Here is a 17,355-nt window from a genome sequence, read left to right on the forward strand (position 1 = left end):
CATGAGTGAAGAGATTCTGATCAATATCACGCCGATGGAATCGCGCGTGGCGGTGGTAGAGAACGGTGTTCTGCAAGAAGTGCACGTGGAGCGCACCCAGAGGCGCGGTATCGTCGGCAATATCTTCAAAGGCAAGGTAGTGCGGGTATTGCCGGGGATGCAGGCGGCATTTGTCGATATCGGCCTGGACCGAGCTGCGTTTATCCATGCCTCCGAGATTTCCCTGCGCGAAGGCCCGGCGGTCGAAAGTATCAGCGCCCTGGTGCATGAAGGGCAGAGCCTGGTGGTGCAAGTCACCAAGGACCCCATCGGCTCGAAGGGCGCACGCCTGACCACTCAGCTGTCGATTCCGTCGCGTTACCTGGTGTACATGCCGCGTACCGCGCATGTCGGCATTTCCCTGAAGATCGAGGACGAAGCCGAGCGCGAGCGCCTGAAAAAGGTGGTCAGCGACTGCGTGGCGGCCGAGGGCATCAAGGAAGCCGGTGGGTTTATCCTGCGCACCGCCGCTGAAGGCGCTGGTGCCGATGAGATCCTCATGGACATCCGCTACCTGCGACGCCTGTGGGACCAGATCGATGCCCAGATCAAGACCATCAGTGCGCCCAGCGTTATTTATGAAGACTTGGGCCTGGCCCTGCGTACGTTGCGCGACTTGGTCAGCCCCAAGATTGAGAAAATTCGCATCGACTCGCGGGAAACTTTCCAGCGCACCACGCAATTCGTTGCCGAATTGATGCCGGAAATTGCCGACCGCCTGGAACACTACCCCGGCGAGCGGCCGATCTTCGACCTGTATGGCGTCGAAGACGAAATCCAGAAAGCCCTGGAACGCAAGGTGCCGCTCAAATCCGGCGGCTACCTGGTGGTGGACCCGGCAGAAGCCATGACCACCATCGACGTCAACACCGGCGCATTTGTTGGTCATCGCAACCTTGAAGAAACCATTTTCAAGACCAACCTCGAAGCGGCCACCGCGATTGCCCGCCAGATGCGCCTGCGCAACCTGGGCGGGATCATCATCATCGATTTCATCGACATGGAAGATGAAGAGCACCAGCGCCAGGTGCTGCGTACCCTCGAGAAGCAGTTGGAGCGCGATCACGCCAAGACCAACATCATCGGCATTACCGAGTTGGGCCTGGTGCAAATGACCCGCAAGCGCACCCGCGAAAGCCTTGAGCAGGTGCTGTGCGAGCCGTGCAGCAGCTGCCAGGGACGCGGTAAATTGAAGACCCCGGAAACGGTTTGCTACGAGATTTTCCGCGAAATCCTACGAGAGGCACGTGCCTACCAGGCCGAAGGTTATAGAGTGCTAGCCAACCAAAAAGTGGTGGACCGGCTGCTGGACGAAGAGTCCGGCAACGTTGCCGAACTGGAAGGGTTTATCGGGCGCACGATACGCTTCCAGGTTGAAACCATGTATTCCCAGGAACAATACGACGTGGTGCTGCTCTGATCCCCAATCGTTTTCTTTTTATGCGACTGGCAGACCTTGATCTGCCGTCCGACTACCGCCTCGAGGGTCGCCTGACATGGAGCGTCTGATACGCTTTTTTGCCGCTTTGACCCGTTGGGGCCTTGGGCTTTGTGCCTTGCTGCTGGTATTGGCAGCGGTGTATGTGAGTCTGGGGCGTGAATTGACGCCGCTGGTGGCCGAGTACCGTGCGGATGTCGAGGTCAAGGCCCAGGCTGCGGTGGGCATGCCTGTGCACATCGGCAGCTTGGAAGGCCGCTGGAGCGGCTTCGCGCCGGTATTGCTGGCCCATGATGTGATGGTGGGCGAGGGCAACAGTGGCTTGCGCCTGGACCAGGTTGAAGTGGTACCGGACATCTGGGCCAGCGTTGTGGCCCGCGAAGTGCGCATTGCGCACTTGCAAGTCAGTGGCCTGCAACTCAGTGCCAAGGAAGACAAGGACGGGAAATGGGTCCTGCAAGGCCTGCCGTTGCAGGACGACCAGCCGCTGGACCCGGAGCAGTTGCTCAAGCGCATGCAGTTGGTCAAGCGTGTGTCGCTGCTCGACAGCCAGGTGACGTTGCAACCGTTTGACCATGCGCCAGTGACCCTGACGTATGTCGGCCTCAGCTTGCATACCGGCATCACCCGCCAACGCTTGGATGTGCGCTTGACCTTGCCGGACGGCCAGCCCCTTGCCATGAGTCTGCGCACGCGTATTCGTGCCAGCCAGTGGAAAGACGCTGAAGTCCAGGCCTATCTGAGCCTGCCGCAAAGCGAGTGGGCCAAATGGATTCCTGCCAAGCTGACCCAGCAGTGGAAACTCACCCAGTTCAAGGCCGGTGGCGAATTCTGGCTGAACTGGGCCAACGGTACCGTACAGAGTGCGGTGGCGCGTCTGAACTCTGCGCAGGTCAAGGGCAGCTACGCCGATCGCAAGCCCGTGCATATCGAAAACCTTGCGCTCACCGCCTACCTGCAACGCAGTGACACGGGTCTCAAGGTGCTGTTCGACTCACTGGCGATGAACCTGGGGGAAACGCGCTGGGAGTCGCGCGTGCAACTGCAGCAAACCCTGGCCACCGACAAGGCTCAGGAAGTCTGGAAGCTGCAGGCCGACCGCCTTGACCTGACGCCAATCACGCCACTGCTCAACGCCCTGGCACCGCTGCCGGAAGGGTTCGCCAAGACTGTAGAGCACCTCAAGGCCACTGGCATGCTGCGTAATGTGCTGGTGGATTTTCGCCCTCAAGACACTACCGATCAAAAACTCAGCTTCGCTGCCAACCTCGAGCGTATCGGTTTTGATGCCTACTCTGGCGCGCCGGCCGCGCGTAACGTCTCCGGCAGCATCAGCGGCGACTTGGGCCAGGGCGAGTTGCGCATGGACAGCAAGGACTTTTCCCTGCACCTCGATCCGATCTTTGCCAAGCCGTGGCACTACATCCAGGCCAATGCGCGCCTGACGTGGAAGCTGGACAAAGAAGGCTTCACCCTGATCGCCCCTTATATCAAGGTGCTGGGCGAAGAGGGCAAGGTGGCGGCTGACTTCCTGATTCGCCTACATTTTGACCACAGCCAGGAAGACTACATGGACCTGCGCGTCGGCATGGTCGAGGGTGATGGGCGCTTCACCCCCAAATACTTGCCGGCGGTATTGAGCCCCGCGCTGGATGAATGGTTGCGCACGGCGATTCTCAAGGGCGCGGTGGATCAAGGGTTCTTCCAGTACCAGGGTTCGCTGAACCACGACGCGCTGCCGGCTTCGCGCAATATCAGCCTGTTTTTCAAGGTGCATGACGCCGAACTGGCCTTTCAGCCTGGCTGGCCCCATGTGAGCAAGGTTAATGGTGAAGTGTTTGTCGAGGAAAGCGGTGTGCGCATCCTGGCCAGCAAAGGCCAGTTGCTCGACACGAAGGTCAAGGACATCTACGTCAATATCCCTCACGCACCTGCGGGCAAGGACAGTCACCTGTTGCTCACCGGTAATTTTGCCGGTGGCTTGGGCGATGGTCTGAAAATCCTCCAGGAAGCGCCGATTGGCACCGCATCGACGTTCGCCGGATGGAAGGGTGAGGGCGACTTGCAAGGCAGCCTTGACCTGGATATTCCGTTGACCAAGGGTGCCGATCCAAAAATCGTGGTGGACTTCAAAGCCGATAAGTCGCGCTTGCAACTGGCTGAGCCGACCCTGGACCTGACCCAACTCAAGGGTGATTTCCGTTTTGACAGCACTAAAGGCCTCAGTGGCCAGAACATCACGGCTCAAGCGTTCGACCGGCCGATCACCGCGCAGATTTTCGCCGATGGCAAGCCGGGCAGCATCAGCACCCGCGTGGCTGCAAAGGGCCAGGTGACGGTCAAGCGGCTGACGGACTGGTTGAAAGTCAGCCAACCGCTGCCGGTGTCCGGCGATATTCCCTACCAACTGCAATTGACCCTGGACGGCGCGGACAGCCAACTGATGGTCAGTTCCAACCTCAAAGGTGTGGTGGTGGATTTGCCCGCTCCGTTCGGGATGCCAGCCAACCAGGGGCGTGACAGTGTGTTTCGCATGACCTTGCAGGGCGCCGAGCGCCGTTATTGGTTCGATTACGGCGAACTGGCGAGCTTCACCTTTGCTGCGCCACCGGACAGATTCAATGATGGCCGCGGTGAACTGTTCCTCGGGGATGGGGGCGCCGTGCTGCCGGGTGCCAAGGGTTTGCGCATTCGTGGTGTGCTCTCGGAGCTGGACATCGATCCGTGGAAAAAGCTGGTGAACCAGTACGCCGGCAATGACCCGGGGGGGAGTGCCAAGCAACTGCTGAGCAGTGCCGACTTCAAAGTCGGCAAACTCACCGGTCTGGGCACCCAGTTCGATCAGGTCAACCTGCAACTCAACCGCAAACAGGCGGCCTGGGGCTTGCAGCTCGACAGCCAGCAGGCCAAGGGCACAGTCAACCTGCCTGACGCCAAGGGCGCGCCGATTGCGATCAACCTGCAATATGTGAAACTGCCGGGGGGGGATCCGACGGTGCAGGCGGACGAAAACGCGCCGGACCCTTTGGCAAGTATTGATCCCAAGGATATTCCGGCGCTGGATATTTCCATTGATCAGCTGTTCCAGGGCCCGGAACTGGTGGGCGCCTGGTCGCTGAACATCCGCCCGACCGCCCAAGGCCTGGTCTTCAATAACCTGGACCTGGGCCTCAAGGGTATGCAGCTCAAGGGGGCCGGTGGTTGGGAGGGGGCGGCGGGCGATAGCAGCAGTTGGTACAAGGGCCGTTTGGACGGTAAGAATATCGCCGATGTGCTCAAGGGTTGGGGCTATGCTCCCACCGTCACCAGCCATGATTTCCACTTGGATGTGGATGGTCGCTGGCCTGGTTCGCCGGCCTATGTCGGGCCTAAGCGCTTCTCCGGCAGCTTGGATGCGGCTTTCCGCAACGGTCAGTTCGTGGAAGTGGAGGGTGGCGCCCAGGCCCTGCGGGTGTTCGGCCTGCTGAACTTCAACTCCATCGGGCGCCGGTTGCGTCTGGACTTCTCGGACTTGCTCGGCAAGGGCTTGAGCTATGACCGAGTCAAAGGTTTGTTGGCGGCGAGTAACGGTGTGTTCGTAACCCGTGAACCGATCACCATGACTGGGCCTTCTACCAACCTGGAGCTCAACGGCACCCTGGACCTGGTAGCAGACCGTGTCGACGCCAAGCTGCTGGTCACCCTGCCGGTTACCAATAACCTGCCGATCGCGGCGCTGATCGTGGGGGCGCCCGCCATTGGTGGCGCGCTGTTCCTGATCGACAAGCTGATTGGTGATCGTGTTGCACGCTTCGCGAGCGTGCAATACAAGGTCGAAGGGCCCTGGAAGGACCCGAAAATCACCTTCGACAAGCCATTTGAAAAACCAAACTGAGAGCCTGTGGAGTAGCATGGCCGCATGCTTTTTCTGGAGTGTCGGCCCATGTCCTTTGCGGTAATTCAAATGGTCAGCCAGAGCGATGTGCTGGCCAACCTGGCCCAGGCCCGGCGCTTGCTGGAGCAGGCTGCGGCGGGTGGGGCGAAGCTGGCGGTGCTGCCGGAAAACTTCGCCGGCATGGGGCGTCGCGATATAGCTGATATCGGCCGCGCCGAGGCGCTGGGCGAAGGTCCGATCCTGCCGTGGTTGAAACAGACCGCCCGCGACCTCACCTTATGGATAGTGGCAGGCACTTTGCCGTTGCCGCCAGAGGGCCAACCGCACGCCAAGTCCAACGCCTGCTCGCTGCTGGTTGATGATCGCGGCGAAATCGTTGCCCGTTACGACAAGCTGCACCTTTTCGATGTGGATGTCGCTGATGCTCGCGGTCGTTACCGTGAATCCGACGACTATGCTTTCGGGGGTAATGTGGTGGTGGCAGATACGCCCGTCGGCCGTTTGGGCTTGACGGTGTGTTACGACTTGCGCTTCCCCGAGCTCTACAGCGAGTTGCGTGCGGCGGGGGCTGAATTGATTACGGCGCCTTCGGCGTTTACGGCAGTGACCGGTGCCGCCCATTGGGACGTGCTGGTTCGCGCACGGGCCATCGAGACCCAGTGCTACCTGCTGGCGGCGGCTCAGGGTGGCGTACACCCGGGCCCACGGGAAACCCATGGCCACGCGGCCATTGTCGACCCTTGGGGGCGTGTGCTGACGCAACAGGATAGAGGCGAAGCGGTGTTGCTTGCCGAGCGCGATAGCAGTGAACAGGCGTCGATAAGGGCGCGTATGCCGGTGGTCAGCCATCGGCGCTTTTTCTCGCAGGGCGCACAGCGGCCTGCTTCGGAACGATGAATTTAAGGCCATACCTATGAGCGAGTTGTTGTCCTCAGTCAGTGAACACCTCCTGGCACCCGGTGGCGTGACCATCGAAAGCTTGCAAACCGTGCTCGGCGATCTGGCCGGACCGGGCATTGATGCGGCTGACCTGTATTTCCAGGGCCAAATCTCCGAGTCCTGGTCCCTGGAAGACGGGATCGTCAAGGAAGGCAGCTTCAATCTCGACCAGGGTGTCGGCGTGCGTGCGCAATCCGGTGAAAAAACCGGCTTTGCCTACAGCAACGCGATCACCCTGGAAGCCTTGGGCCTGGCGGCGCGTGCTGCGCGCTCAATCTCCCGGGCTGGCCAAAATGGCACGGTTCAGGCGTTCAGCACTCAAGATGTGGCGCAGTTGTACGCGCCGGATAACCCGTTGGAGGTCATCAGTCGTGCGGAAAAGGTCGAGCTGCTCAAGCGTATCGACGTGGCCACCCGCGCCCTCGATCCGCGTATCCAACAGGTTACCGTGAGCATGGCCGGTGTGTGGGAACGCATTCTGGTGGCATCCACCGACGGCGGCCTGGCGGCGGATGTACGGCCGCTGGTGCGCTTCAATGTGAGTGTGATCGTAGAGCAGAACGGTCGCCGCGAGCGCGGTGGCCATGGCGGCGGCGGGCGTACCGACTACCGCTACTTCCTCAACGACGACCGTGCCATGGGCTATGCCCGTGAGGCCCTGCGCCAGGCGCTGGTCAACCTGGAAGCCATTCCGGCGCCGGCGGGTACCTTGCCGGTGGTGCTGGGGTCGGGCTGGTCCGGCGTACTGCTGCACGAAGCGGTCGGCCATGGGCTGGAAGGTGACTTCAACCGCAAGGGCAGTTCGGCCTACAGCGGTCGCATGGGCGAGAGGGTTGCCTCCAAGCTGTGCACCATCGTCGATGACGGCACCCTCGCCGGGCGTCGTGGCTCGCTGAGCGTCGATGACGAAGGTACGCCGACCGAGTGCACCACCCTGATCGAAAACGGCGTGCTCAAGGGCTACATGCAAGACAAGCTCAACGCCCGCTTGATGGGCGTGGCGCGCACCGGTAACGGCCGTCGCGAATCCTACGCGCACCTGCCGATGCCACGCATGACCAACACCTACATGCTCGGTGGCGAAAGCGACCCGGCGGAAATCATCGCTTCGGTGAAGCGCGGCATCTACTGCGCCAACCTCGGTGGCGGCCAGGTGGACATCACCAGCGGCAAGTTCGTGTTCTCCACCAGCGAGGCGTACCTGATCGAAGACGGCAAGATTACTGCGCCGGTCAAAGGGGCAACGTTGATTGGTAACGGTCCGGAAGCCATGAGCAAGGTGTCGATGGTCGGTAACGACCTGTCGCTCGACAGCGGCGTGGGCACGTGCGGGAAGGACGGGCAGTCGGTGCCGGTGGGGGTCGGGCAGCCAACGCTGAAAATTGATGCGATCACCGTGGGTGGCACGGGCTCGTAAGAAAGTTGGAGCTTCGGGTGGCGAAGACCACCACCCGGGGAAGAGGATCAGCGCAGGCCGCGTTGAGTCTCGTCCAGCTCTCGGATGTACTTGAAGATTTTACGGCTGGTGGCCGGCGCTTTGTTATGCGCCTGCTCGTGCTGGGCCTGACGGATCAGGGAGCGCAGTTGCTGGCGGTCCGCGTCCGGGTAGTCCAGTACAAATTTCTCCAGCACGGCGTCATCGCCCGCGATCAGGCGATCACGCCAACGCTCCAGGTTATGGAAGCGTTCGTTGTACTGGCGAGTGGAGGCATCGGTTTGATCAAGCAAAGCCAGAATGGCGTCAGTGTCCTGATCGCGCATGAGTTTGCCGATAAACATGATGTGCCGTTTACGCGCGATATTCGCGGTGTGCTTGGGCGCATCAGCCAAGGCCCGGCGCATTTCGTCGGTCAAAGGCAGTTTTGCAATCAAATCTTTCTTGAGCGTTGTAAGGCGCTCGCCAAGGTCAACCAGAGCATGCAGCTCGCGTTTGACCTGGGTTTTGCTTTTCTCCCCATCGAGGGAGTCGTCGTAAGAATCAACCATGGTGGCAGTCCGCAAAGAAACGCCGCCATGATAACCAGTCGGGGGCCGCTTGTCCGGCCCGGTCGCTCGATGGCCTTAACCGAAAGCAGAATTTGAGTGGAGAAAACCATGAGTGCAGCCCAAAGCGTCGGTCCGCAAGCGTTACCGGCACTGCAGGAACAAGTCGAGCAGATCCTTGCCGAGGCCAAGCGCCAGGGGGCCAGTGCCTGTGAGGTGGCGGTGTCGCTGGAGCAGGGGCTGTCGACGTCGGTCCGCCAGCGTGAAGTGGAAACCGTTGAGTTCAATCGCGATCAAGGGTTTGGCATCACCTTGTATGTCGGGCAGCGCAAAGGTTCGGCCAGTACGTCGGCCAGTGGCTCGGAAGCGATTCGCGAAACGGTGGCGGCTGCGTTGGCGATTGCCAAGCACACCTCGGAGGATGAAAGCTCGGGTTTGGCCGATAAGGCGCTGATGGCCAAGGACCTTAAGGATTTCGATCTGTTCCACGCCTGGGACATCACGCCCGAGCAAGCCATCGAACAGGCATTGATCTGTGAAGCGGCGGCGTTCGACGCCGATATCCGCATCAAGAATGCTGATGGCACCACGTTGAGTACGCATCAGGGCTGCCGCGTGTATGGCAACAGTCATGGTTTTATCGGCGGTTATGCGTCCACTCGTCATAGCCTGAGCTGCGTGATGATTGCCGAAGCCAACGGGCAGATGCAGCGCGATTACTGGTACGACGTGAATCGCCAGGGCGATTTACTGGCGGACCCGGTGAGCATTGGCCAGCGTGCTGCGCAGCGTGCCGCAAGCCGCCTGGGCGCGCGCCCGGTGCCGACCTGCGAAGTGCCTGTGTTGTTTTCAGCAGAACTTGCCGGTGGGTTGTTCGGCAGCTTCCTGGGGGCGATTTCCGGTGGCAACTTGTACCGTAAATCCTCGTTCCTGGAAGGTGCAATTGGCCAGAAGCTGTTTCCCGAATGGCTGACCATCGATGAACGCCCGCACCTGATGCGTGCCATGGGCAGCACGTCGTTCGATGGTGATGGCCTGGCGACTTATGCCAAGCCGTTCGTCGAGAACGGCGAGTTGGTCTCCTACGTATTGGGTACATACTCCGGCCGCAAACTCGGCCTGCCAAGCACGGCGAACTCCGGTGGCGTGCACAACCTGTTTGTCACCCATGGCGATGAAGACCAGGCGGCGTTGCTGCGGCGCATGGGCCGTGGCTTGCTAGTCACGGAATTGATGGGCCATGGCCTGAACATGGTCACCGGTGATTACTCCCGTGGCGCGGCGGGGTTCTGGGTAGAAAACGGCGAGATTCAGTTTGCCGTTCAGGAAGTGACTATCGCTGGCAACATGCGCGATATGTTCAAGCAGATCGTTGCCGTGGGTAATGATTTGGAACTGCGCAGCAACATTCGCACAGGTTCTGTGCTGATCGAGCGGATGACCGTCGCCGGCAGCTAACCCCTCAACGCTCCCTGAAAAAGGCGCGCCATCCCACGGATGGCGCGCCTTTTTTGTAACTCTATCGTGAGACGAATCCTTTGGCATGCTTGTTTTGATTCTTAATATCATTTAATAATTAATATCATTATCGAGCGAGTGTGGATCATGAGTTCTGTCCTGCATGAGGATCCTTATCTGGAAAGCTGGCGCTGGATGAGTCGTCAAATCCGCTGCGCACTCGATCCAAATGAGCCTCGCCTGATCGAGCATTACCTCAACGAAGGTCGATACCTGGCGTGCTGCACCGCGACCCATCCCTGGACGATCGCTGAGACCTCATTGCGCTTATTGCTCGACACCGCCAGCGATATAGCGCTGCCGTGGCACTGGCGTTCCGTTTGCCTGGACCAGGCCTGGCGTCCACTGCGCGACCTGGAACAGCTTTCTCAATGTGCCTGCCGTCTCAAGCGCTGGCAAACCTTTGCCTGGCAATTGGCGACCTGCGAATTGCTGCCGTCTATTTCTCACTCCGACCTCGTGCAAGGATCTAACGATGAGTAACACCCGTATCGAACGCGACAGCATGGGCGAGCTGCAAGTGCCTGCCGAAGCCTTGTATGGCGCTCAAACCCAGCGTGCGGTGAACAACTTCCCGATCAGCCATCAACGCATGCCGGCGCAGTTCATTCGCGCCCTGATCTTGGCCAAGGTTGCGGCAGCCAAGGTTAACGTCGACCTCGAACAAATCAGCGCAGGGCAGGGCAAGGCTATTGTCGATGCGGCCCAAGGCCTGCTGGAAGGCGATTTCATGCCGCATTTCCCGGTGGATATTTTCCAGACCGGTTCCGGCACCAGTTCCAACATGAATGCCAACGAGGTGATTGCCACCCTCGCCAGTCGTTTGCTCGGCGAGCCGGTCAACCCCAATGACCACGTGAACTGCGGTCAAAGCAGCAATGACATCATTCCAACCACCCTCCACGTCAGCGCCGCATTGGTGCTGCATGAGCAAACACTGCCGGCCCTGTTGCACCTCGTTCAAGTCATCGAGCAGAAGGCCGAAGAGGTTCACCCGTTCATCAAGACTGGCCGCACTCACTTAATGGATGCCATGCCGGTACGCATGAGCCAGGTGCTCAATGGCTGGGCGCAGCAACTCAAGGCTAATATCGCGCATTTGCAGGACCTTCTACCAAGTCTGCAAGCGCTGGCCCAGGGCGGCACAGCGGTTGGCACCGGGATCAACGCACACCCGCAATTCGCTGCGCGATTCAGCCAGCAGTTGAGCAGCCTGACTGGTGTGAAATTCACCCCAGGCAAAAACCTGTTCGCGTTGATCGGCTCCCAGGACACCGCCGTCGCCGTTTCCGGCCAGTTGAAAACCACCGCCGTGTCGTTGATGAAAATCGCCAACGACCTGCGCTGGATGAACTCCGGCCCGCTCGCAGGCCTTGGTGAAATCGAACTGCAAGGCCTGCAGCCTGGCTCTTCGATCATGCCTGGCAAGGTCAACCCAGTGATCCCGGAAGCGACGGCCATGGTCGCCGCGCAGGTCATCGGCAATGACACAGTGATCACCATCGCTGGTCAATCGGGCAACTTCGAGCTGAATGTGATGCTGCCGATCATCGCCCAGAACCTGCTCAGCAGCCTCGAATTACTGGCCAATTCCAGCCGTCTACTGGCGGACAAGGCCATCGCCAGCTTCAAGGTCAATGAAGCCAAGCTCAAGGAAGCGCTGTCGCGCAACCCGATTTTGGTCACCGCACTCAACCCGATCATCGGTTACCAAAAGGCCGCTGAAATTGCCAAGAAGGCGTATCAGCAAGGCCGTCCGGTGATTGATGTCGCCCTCGAGCACACCGACCTGCCGCGCAGCCAACTGGAAGTCCTGCTGGATCCGGAAAAGCTGACGGCCGGCGGCGTGTAATCACCGACCCTGCTTTGGAGGCTCACCATGGAGCACTGGAAACGCACGATCGAACGGGCCAATCGCTGCTTTATGGCGGGCGAGTTGGTTGACGCTCGCGAGGCCTATTTGCAAGCCCTGGCCTTGGCTCAAGTGCTGCTCGAGCGCTGGGCGGATGCCGACGAAGCAGTGGCGGCGAGCGTCATTTCTCATCACAACCTGGCGGACTTGCACCTGCGCCTGAACCAGCCGGAAGAAAGCGCGGAATACCTTTGCGCTATTCACCAGCGTCTTTTGCAGACCATGCAGGACTCGCGTCTGAGCCCGCAATTGCGGGAAGCGGCCCTGCGCCAGAGCAGCAAGACCTACGTCGAGCTACTGAATTTCATCAGCGATCACGGCGAGTACCCGCGTACCCATCGCTTGCTGGGCGGTACTGCGGCGCAGCCGACCACTCCTCATTACGGAGCACATTGATATGACCTACACCTTGCCTGCCTTGCCTTACGCCTACGACGCCTTGGAACCGCATATCGATGCGCAAACCATGGAGATCCATTACACCAAGCACCACCAGACCTATATCAACAACCTTAATGCCGCAGTTGAGGGCACTGAGTTTGCGGGCTGGCCGGTGGAAAAACTGGTATCCAGCGTGCAGCAGTTGCCGGAAAAACTTCGTGCAGCCGTGATTAACCAAGGCGGCGGCCACGCCAACCACTCGCTGTTCTGGGCCGTGATGTCGCCCAAAGGTGGTGGTAAGCCCGAGGGCGCACTGGGCAAAGCGATCGAGGAACAACTGGGCGGTTTCGACAGCTTCAAGGATGCTTTCACCAAAGCCGCGTTGACGCGCTTCGGTAGCGGCTGGGCCTGGCTGAGCGTCACCCCGCAAAAAACCCTGGTGGTGGAAAGCAGCGGCAATCAGGACAGCCCCCTGATGAGCGGTAATACGCCGATCCTCGGCCTCGACGTCTGGGAGCACGCCTACTACCTGCTTTATCAGAACCGTCGCCCGGAATACGTCAATGCGTTCTACAGTGTCATTAACTGGCCTGAAGTCGCCGCACGCTATCAGGCCGCTGTGGCCTGACATCCACCCCTGTAACAAGATCTAAGGCCGACTATGGGCACTGACACACTGGCGATCAGCAGCGGGCGGATGTTTCGTTATGCACTTGGCTCGCTGCTGCTATTGGCAGGTACTGCATTGCTGGTGGCCCACGGGCTGGCCTGGCTTGACTTGGAACCGCGCATTCTGCGGGCCCTGCAGGGCGGGTCCATCTGCGCACTCGGCACGGCGCTCGGCGCGGTGCCTGTGCTGGTCATTCGGCGGATGCCGGTGGCGTTGAGCGATACACTGCTGGGCTTTGGGGCAGGGGTGATGCTCGCTGCGACGGCGTTTTCGCTGATCGTGCCAGGCATTGCCGCGGCTGAAAGCTTGGGATTGTCGCCCTGGGAGGCCAGTGGCTTGATCAGCTTCGGCATTATGCTTGGGGCGTTCGGGCTATACCTGGTTGACCGCAAGGTTTCCGGCGCGAGCCCGGAAATGCTCGTCGGCACGCCGGACAAGCCGGTGATCCCGCCGCGCATCTGGCTGTTTGTGTTTGCTATCATCGCCCACAACATCCCTGAAGGCATGGCGGTCGGCGTCTCCGCCGGTGGCGGCATGCCGGAGGCCAATAGCCTAGCCATGGGCATCGCCTTGCAGGATGTGCCTGAAGGCCTCGTGATCGCGCTGGTGTTGGCGGGGGCAGGGATGTCGCGGGTCAAGGCTTTTATGATCGGTGCTGCGTCAGGCTTGGTGGAGCCGGTGTTTGCTGTGCTCTGCGCCTGGTTGGTGAGCCTGGCCGAGGTACTGTTGCCTTTGGGCCTGGCCTTGGCTGCTGGCGCGATGCTATTGGTGGTGACTCACGAAGTCATCCCTGAATCGCGACGCAATGGTCACGAAAAACTCGCCAGTCTGGGGTTGTGCACCGGTTTTTGCCTGATGATGGTGATGGATACGGCTTTAGGCTAATGCCCGCTCCCTTTGTCGGAGCCCAGCAAACTGGGCGCTTACAAAGGGTTATTCGCCTTCATCAAAGTAGTTATTGATCAGCGCAACCAGCGCGTCCATCGCTTCCTGCTCTTGCTCGCCTTCTGTCTTCAAGTGAATCTTGGTGCCCTTGCCGGCCGCCAACATCATCATTGCCATGATGCTTTTGCCATCTACCATGGATTCCGGCGTGCGCCCGGCCCGTATCTGGCAGGGAAACTGCCCAGCCACACCCACGAATTTGGCCGAAGCTCGGGCGTGAAGGCCCAGCTTGTTGATGATTTCAATTTCCAGAGCGGGCATCGCGCAGGTGTTCCTTTCAGCTAAGGTCGCGGTGGCGGACCTGAACGTTCTTGAGGGTTTGTTGCAGCACCTGGCCCAAGCGTTCGGTCAGGTAGACGGAGCGGTGGTGGCCGCCGGTGCAGCCAATGGCAATGGTGACATAGGCACGATTGCTTGCTGCAAAGCGTGGCAACCATTTGAGCAGGTAGCTGGAAATGTCCTGGAACATCTCCTCAACATCCGGTTGCGCAGCCAGGTAGTCGGCAACAGGTTGATCCAGCCCGGATTGTTCGCGCAGTTCCGGCTTCCAGTAGGGGTTCGGCAGGCAGCGCACATCAAACACCAAGTCTGCATCTACCGGCATTCCGCGCTTGAAACCAAACGACTCCACGAGAAACGCTGTGCCTGGCTCCGGCTGGTTCAACAGACGCAGCTTGATGGCATCGCGCAACTGGTACAGGTTAAGGCTGGTGGTATTGATCTTGAGGTCGGCGAGGTCAATGATCGGTCCCAGCAGCTTGGTTTCGTCCTCGATGGCCTCGGCCAAGGAGCGGTGCGGGCTGCTGAGGGGGTGGCGTCGGCGTGTTTCGGAGAAACGCTTGAGCAGTGTCTCTTCGTCGGCATCCAGGTACAGCACATCGCAATGAATGTGCTTGGCGCGCACTTCCTCGAGCAATTGCGGAAATCGCTCAAGATGGCTGGGCAGGTTGCGGGCATCTATCGAAACGGCGACCAGAGGTTGCGCCAGTTCGGTATGGATCAACGCGCGTTCCGCCAATTCCGGCAGCAAGCCGGCAGGCAAATTGTCGATGCAGTAGAAACCGCTGTCCTCAAGGACGTTGAGGGCGGTGCTTTTACCTGAGCCGGAACGGCCGCTGACGATGATCAAGCGCATGATTACTGCCCGTTCTGTTCGTCCAGTACAACCTGATACAGCGCCTCATTACTGCTGGCACTGCGCAGTTTGTCGCGCACTTCCTTGCGGTCGAGCATGCTGGCGATCTGCCGAAGCAGTTCCAAGTGTGCATCGGTGGCAGCTTCCGGGACCAGCAAAACAAACAGCAGGTCGACCGGGGCGCCATCGATTGCGTCGAAATCGATGGGATGGTCCAAGTGCAGCAGGGCGCTGACAGGCGTCTCGCAGCCTTTGAGGCGGCAGTGGGGAATAGCGATGCCATTACCAAAACCGGTCGAGCCAAGTTTTTCACGAGCAATCAGTGCCTCGTACACAGCTTGCGTTTCCAGTTCAGGCACTTCACGGCCGATCAGGTTGGCAATTTGTTCGAGGGCGCGTTTTTTACTGCCGCCCGGCACGTTCACAAGGGAACGGCCGGGGGTCAGGATGGTTTCAAGTCGGATCATGGGGGGAGAGTTAACGACCTGTACCTTGCATCAGGTGCAGATTCTTTTCCTTATGCTTTATGAGTTGGCGGTCCAGCTTGTCGTAGAGCGAGTCGATCGCCGCGTACATGTCCTCATGTTCAGCATTGGCGACGAGCTTGGCATTCGGTACGTGCAGGGTGGCCTCGATTTTCTGCTTGAGCTTATCGACCTCCATGATGACCTGCACGTTGGTGATCTTGTCAAAATGCCCCGCAAGCTTGTTCAGCTTGCTTTCGGTGTATTCACGCAGGGGTTTGGTGACTTCCAGCTGGTGTCCACTGATGTTGACTTGCATACAGCTTCTCCTTCGTTGCCAGTGCATAAAGCGACAGGCGAAAGCGCCTGCCACTGGAACGCTGTGCCCGCCCGTCACATCAAACGCTTACGCTCGCTGGAAGGCGCGATCCCTAGGGACTCGCGGTACTTGGCGACGGTTCGACGGGCGACCTGAATGCCTTGTGCCTCCAGTAAACCAGCGATCTTACTGTCACTCAATGGCTTTTTCTGATTTTCCGCGGCAACCAGTTTTTTGATGATCGCGCGAATCGCCGTGGACGAGCATTCACCGCCTTCGGAGGTGCTGACGTGGCTGGAGAAAAAGTATTTCAGTTCATAAATACCCCGTGGGGTATGCATGAATTTTTGCGTGGTTACCCGAGAAATCGTCGATTCATGCATGCCAACCGCCTCGGCGATGTCATGCAGTACCAACGGTTTCATCGCCTCATCGCCGTATTCCAGGAAGCCGCGCTGGTGCTCGACGATCTGGGTGGCCACCTTCATCAGGGTTTCGTTGCGGCTTTGCAGGCTCTTGATAAACCAGCGAGCTTCCTGCAACTGGTTGCGCATGAAGGTGTTATCGGCGCTGGTGTCAGCGCGACGTACAAAACCGGCGTATTGCGGGTTGACCCGCAGGCGTGGCACCGACTCCTGGTTCAGTTCAACCAGCCAGCGCTCGTTATCCTTGCGCACGATCACGTCAGGAATCACGTATTCGGCTTCGCTGGACTCGATTTGCGAGCCAGGACGCGGGTTGAGGCTTTGTACCAGCTCAATGATTTGGCGCAGGTCGTCTTCCTTGAGCTTCATGCGGCGCATCAGTTGGCTGTAGTCGCGACTGCCCAGCATGTCGATGTAATCGGTTACCAGGCGCTGGGCCTCGGCGAGCCAGGGGGTCTTGGTGGGCAGTTGGCGCAATTGCAGCAGCAGGCATTCACTGAGGGAGCGCGCGCCGATGCCAGCGGGTTCGAACTGCTGGATGCGGTGCAGGACGGCTTCGATCTCGTCCAGCTCGATATCCAGTTCAGGGTCGAATGCTTCGAGAATTTCCTCAAGCGTCTCGTCCAGGTAGCCCTGGTTATTGATGCAGTCGATCAGGGTCACGGCGATCAGGCGATCGGTGTCCGACATCGGCGCCAGGTTCAGTTGCCACAGCAGGTGGCTCTGCAGGCTTTCGCCGGCGGAGGTGCGGGTGGTGAAATCCCACTCGTCATCGTCATTGCTGGGCAGGCTGCTGGCGCTGGTCTGGTAGACGTCCTCCCAGGCGGTGTCGACGGGAAGCTCGTTGGGAATGCGTTCGTTCCAGTCGCCTTCCTCGAGGTTATCCACCGTTGGGGCGGTTTCCTGGTAGGAGGGTTCCTGCACATCGGGGTTGGGTTTTTGCTCGATGTTATCGGCCAGCGGGTCTGCATTATCGAAGTCGTCGCCTTCTTCCTGGCGTTCGAGCATCGGATTGGACTCCAGGGCCTCCTGGATTTCCTGTTGCAGGTCCAGGGTCGACAATTGGAGCAGGCGGATGGCCTGTTGCAGCTGCGGTGTCATCGTCAGCTGCTGGCCCATTCTCAGGACTAGCGATGGTTTCATGGCAGGGGCTTAACACCTTATTCGCCGGCGCAATGCGCCATCCACGACAGGGCGCGTGAGCGCCAAACATAAGCAAATTATATGCCTGATAGCGGGGGCTTTGCCTAGAGCGCGGTAACAATAAAAATCCAGAGGTTTTCATTGACTCCCGCGCACGTTGGCAATGGGCC

Annotated in this window: 16 protein-coding genes; 10 read left to right on the forward strand and 6 right to left on the reverse strand. The window is 59.6% G+C overall.

Features of this window, described 5'->3' with window-relative positions; translation table 11 throughout:
• Position 1 precedes the first annotated feature (1 nt).
• The 4 genes from rng (at position 2) to tldD (ending at position 7,707) form a co-directional block, all read left to right on the forward strand.
• Entirely contained in the window at positions 2–1,459 is a 1,458-nt protein-coding gene (rng, locus tag AACY08_RS05290) for a ribonuclease G (RefSeq protein WP_339468466.1), read from the forward strand.
• Positions 1,460–1,535: 76 nt separating this feature from the next.
• Positions 1,536–5,351 (forward strand): YhdP family protein, encoded by a 3,816-nt coding sequence (locus tag AACY08_RS05295; RefSeq protein WP_339468467.1) that lies wholly within the window; start codon positions 1,536–1,538, stop codon positions 5,349–5,351.
• 48 nt (positions 5,352–5,399) lie between these two features.
• Positions 5,400–6,248, forward strand: a complete 849-nt coding sequence (locus tag AACY08_RS05300; protein WP_339468469.1) for a carbon-nitrogen hydrolase family protein — start codon at positions 5,400–5,402, stop codon at positions 6,246–6,248.
• A 16-nt stretch (positions 6,249–6,264) separates the two neighbouring features.
• Positions 6,265–7,707: a metalloprotease TldD gene (gene tldD, locus AACY08_RS05305; RefSeq protein ID WP_339468470.1), complete on the forward strand. Its 1,443-nt coding sequence runs from the start codon at positions 6,265–6,267 to the stop codon at positions 7,705–7,707.
• A 47-nt stretch (positions 7,708–7,754) separates the two neighbouring features.
• Here tldD and yjgA read toward each other — a convergent pair whose 3' ends face one another.
• The gene (yjgA, locus tag AACY08_RS05310; protein WP_017738766.1) at positions 7,755–8,276 is read right to left on the reverse strand and encodes a ribosome biogenesis factor YjgA; all 522 of its coding nucleotides are present in this window, start codon (positions 8,274–8,276) and stop codon (positions 7,755–7,757) included.
• A gap of 108 nt (positions 8,277–8,384) precedes the next feature.
• Here yjgA and pmbA point away from each other — a divergent pair, with 108 nt between their 5' ends.
• The 6 genes from pmbA to AACY08_RS05340 all read left to right on the forward strand — a co-directional run bounded on the left by pmbA (position 8,385) and on the right by AACY08_RS05340 (position 13,639).
• A complete protein-coding gene (gene pmbA, locus AACY08_RS05315) occupies positions 8,385–9,731 on the forward strand; it encodes a metalloprotease PmbA (RefSeq protein WP_339468471.1) in 1,347 nt (448 codons plus the stop codon).
• Between the two features lie 147 nt (positions 9,732–9,878).
• On the forward strand, positions 9,879–10,274 hold the full coding sequence (locus tag AACY08_RS05320; protein WP_339437887.1) for a FagA protein: 396 nt from the start codon (positions 9,879–9,881) through the stop codon (positions 10,272–10,274).
• Positions 10,267–11,643 (forward strand): class II fumarate hydratase, encoded by a 1,377-nt coding sequence (locus AACY08_RS05325; RefSeq protein ID WP_339468472.1) that lies wholly within the window; start codon positions 10,267–10,269, stop codon positions 11,641–11,643. Before AACY08_RS05320 ends, AACY08_RS05325 begins: the two co-directional genes overlap by 8 nt.
• Positions 11,644–11,670: 27 nt before the next feature.
• Positions 11,671–12,099 carry a hypothetical protein gene (locus AACY08_RS05330; protein WP_339468473.1) on the forward strand — a complete coding sequence of 143 codons (429 nt, stop codon included), beginning with the start codon at positions 11,671–11,673 and terminating at the stop codon, positions 12,097–12,099.
• A 1-nt stretch (position 12,100) separates the two neighbouring features.
• Positions 12,101–12,712 carry a superoxide dismutase gene (locus AACY08_RS05335; RefSeq protein WP_339468474.1) on the forward strand — a complete coding sequence of 204 codons (612 nt, stop codon included), beginning with the start codon at positions 12,101–12,103 and terminating at the stop codon, positions 12,710–12,712.
• Positions 12,713–12,745: 33 nt separating this feature from the next.
• Positions 12,746–13,639, forward strand: coding sequence for a ZIP family metal transporter (locus tag AACY08_RS05340; RefSeq protein ID WP_339468475.1), 894 nt, complete (start codon positions 12,746–12,748; stop codon positions 13,637–13,639).
• 48 nt (positions 13,640–13,687) lie between these two features.
• Here AACY08_RS05340 and AACY08_RS05345 read toward each other — a convergent pair whose 3' ends face one another.
• The 5 genes from AACY08_RS05345 to AACY08_RS05365 all read right to left on the reverse strand — a co-directional run bounded on the left by AACY08_RS05345 (position 13,688) and on the right by AACY08_RS05365 (position 17,185).
• The gene (locus tag AACY08_RS05345; protein WP_012722237.1) at positions 13,688–13,960 is read right to left on the reverse strand and encodes an HPr family phosphocarrier protein; all 273 of its coding nucleotides are present in this window, start codon (positions 13,958–13,960) and stop codon (positions 13,688–13,690) included.
• 16 nt (positions 13,961–13,976) lie between these two features.
• Positions 13,977–14,834: an RNase adapter RapZ gene (gene rapZ, locus AACY08_RS05350; RefSeq protein ID WP_049709982.1), complete on the reverse strand. Its 858-nt coding sequence runs from the start codon at positions 14,832–14,834 to the stop codon at positions 13,977–13,979.
• Between the two features lie 2 nt (positions 14,835–14,836).
• Positions 14,837–15,301 (reverse strand): PTS IIA-like nitrogen regulatory protein PtsN, encoded by a 465-nt coding sequence (gene ptsN, locus AACY08_RS05355; RefSeq protein ID WP_339468476.1) that lies wholly within the window; start codon positions 15,299–15,301, stop codon positions 14,837–14,839.
• A gap of 10 nt (positions 15,302–15,311) precedes the next feature.
• Positions 15,312–15,617 (reverse strand): ribosome hibernation-promoting factor, HPF/YfiA family, encoded by a 306-nt coding sequence (hpf, locus tag AACY08_RS05360; RefSeq protein WP_003171804.1) that lies wholly within the window; start codon positions 15,615–15,617, stop codon positions 15,312–15,314.
• 74 nt (positions 15,618–15,691) lie between these two features.
• Positions 15,692–17,185 carry an RNA polymerase factor sigma-54 gene (locus tag AACY08_RS05365; RefSeq protein WP_339417510.1) on the reverse strand — a complete coding sequence of 498 codons (1,494 nt, stop codon included), beginning with the start codon at positions 17,183–17,185 and terminating at the stop codon, positions 15,692–15,694.
• Positions 17,186–17,355 lie beyond the last annotated feature (170 nt).

The organism is Pseudomonas sp. EL_65y_Pfl1_R83 (genome assembly GCF_963970695.1).
In the GTDB taxonomy this organism is placed as follows: domain Bacteria; phylum Pseudomonadota; class Gammaproteobacteria; order Pseudomonadales; family Pseudomonadaceae; genus Aquipseudomonas; species Aquipseudomonas tritici.

Excerpts from the sequence above, each read along its gene's own strand:
- AACY08_RS05300 (WP_339468469.1), top strand. The coding sequence starts at position 5,400 with ATGTCCTTTGCGGTAATTCAAATGGTCAGCCAGAGCGATGTGCTGGCC.
- AACY08_RS05345 (WP_012722237.1), bottom strand. The coding sequence starts at position 13,960 with ATGCCCGCTCTGGAAATTGAAATCATCAACAAGCTGGGCCTTCACGCC.
- AACY08_RS05335 (WP_339468474.1), top strand. The coding sequence starts at position 12,101 with ATGACCTACACCTTGCCTGCCTTGCCTTACGCCTACGACGCCTTGGAA.
- AACY08_RS05330 (WP_339468473.1), top strand. The coding sequence starts at position 11,671 with ATGGAGCACTGGAAACGCACGATCGAACGGGCCAATCGCTGCTTTATG.
- AACY08_RS05340 (WP_339468475.1), top strand. The coding sequence starts at position 12,746 with ATGGGCACTGACACACTGGCGATCAGCAGCGGGCGGATGTTTCGTTAT.
- AACY08_RS05325 (WP_339468472.1), top strand. The coding sequence starts at position 10,267 with ATGAGTAACACCCGTATCGAACGCGACAGCATGGGCGAGCTGCAAGTG.
- AACY08_RS05365 (WP_339417510.1), bottom strand. The coding sequence starts at position 17,185 with ATGAAACCATCGCTAGTCCTGAGAATGGGCCAGCAGCTGACGATGACA.
- AACY08_RS05295 (WP_339468467.1), top strand. The coding sequence starts at position 1,536 with ATGGAGCGTCTGATACGCTTTTTTGCCGCTTTGACCCGTTGGGGCCTT.
- AACY08_RS05320 (WP_339437887.1), top strand. The coding sequence starts at position 9,879 with ATGAGTTCTGTCCTGCATGAGGATCCTTATCTGGAAAGCTGGCGCTGG.
- ptsN (WP_339468476.1), bottom strand. The coding sequence starts at position 15,301 with ATGATCCGACTTGAAACCATCCTGACCCCCGGCCGTTCCCTTGTGAAC.
- tldD (WP_339468470.1), top strand. The coding sequence starts at position 6,265 with ATGAGCGAGTTGTTGTCCTCAGTCAGTGAACACCTCCTGGCACCCGGT.
- rng (WP_339468466.1), top strand. The coding sequence starts at position 2 with ATGAGTGAAGAGATTCTGATCAATATCACGCCGATGGAATCGCGCGTG.
- pmbA (WP_339468471.1), top strand. The coding sequence starts at position 8,385 with ATGAGTGCAGCCCAAAGCGTCGGTCCGCAAGCGTTACCGGCACTGCAG.
- hpf (WP_003171804.1), bottom strand. The coding sequence starts at position 15,617 with ATGCAAGTCAACATCAGTGGACACCAGCTGGAAGTCACCAAACCCCTG.
- rapZ (WP_049709982.1), bottom strand. The coding sequence starts at position 14,834 with ATGCGCTTGATCATCGTCAGCGGCCGTTCCGGCTCAGGTAAAAGCACC.
- yjgA (WP_017738766.1), bottom strand. The coding sequence starts at position 8,276 with ATGGTTGATTCTTACGACGACTCCCTCGATGGGGAGAAAAGCAAAACC.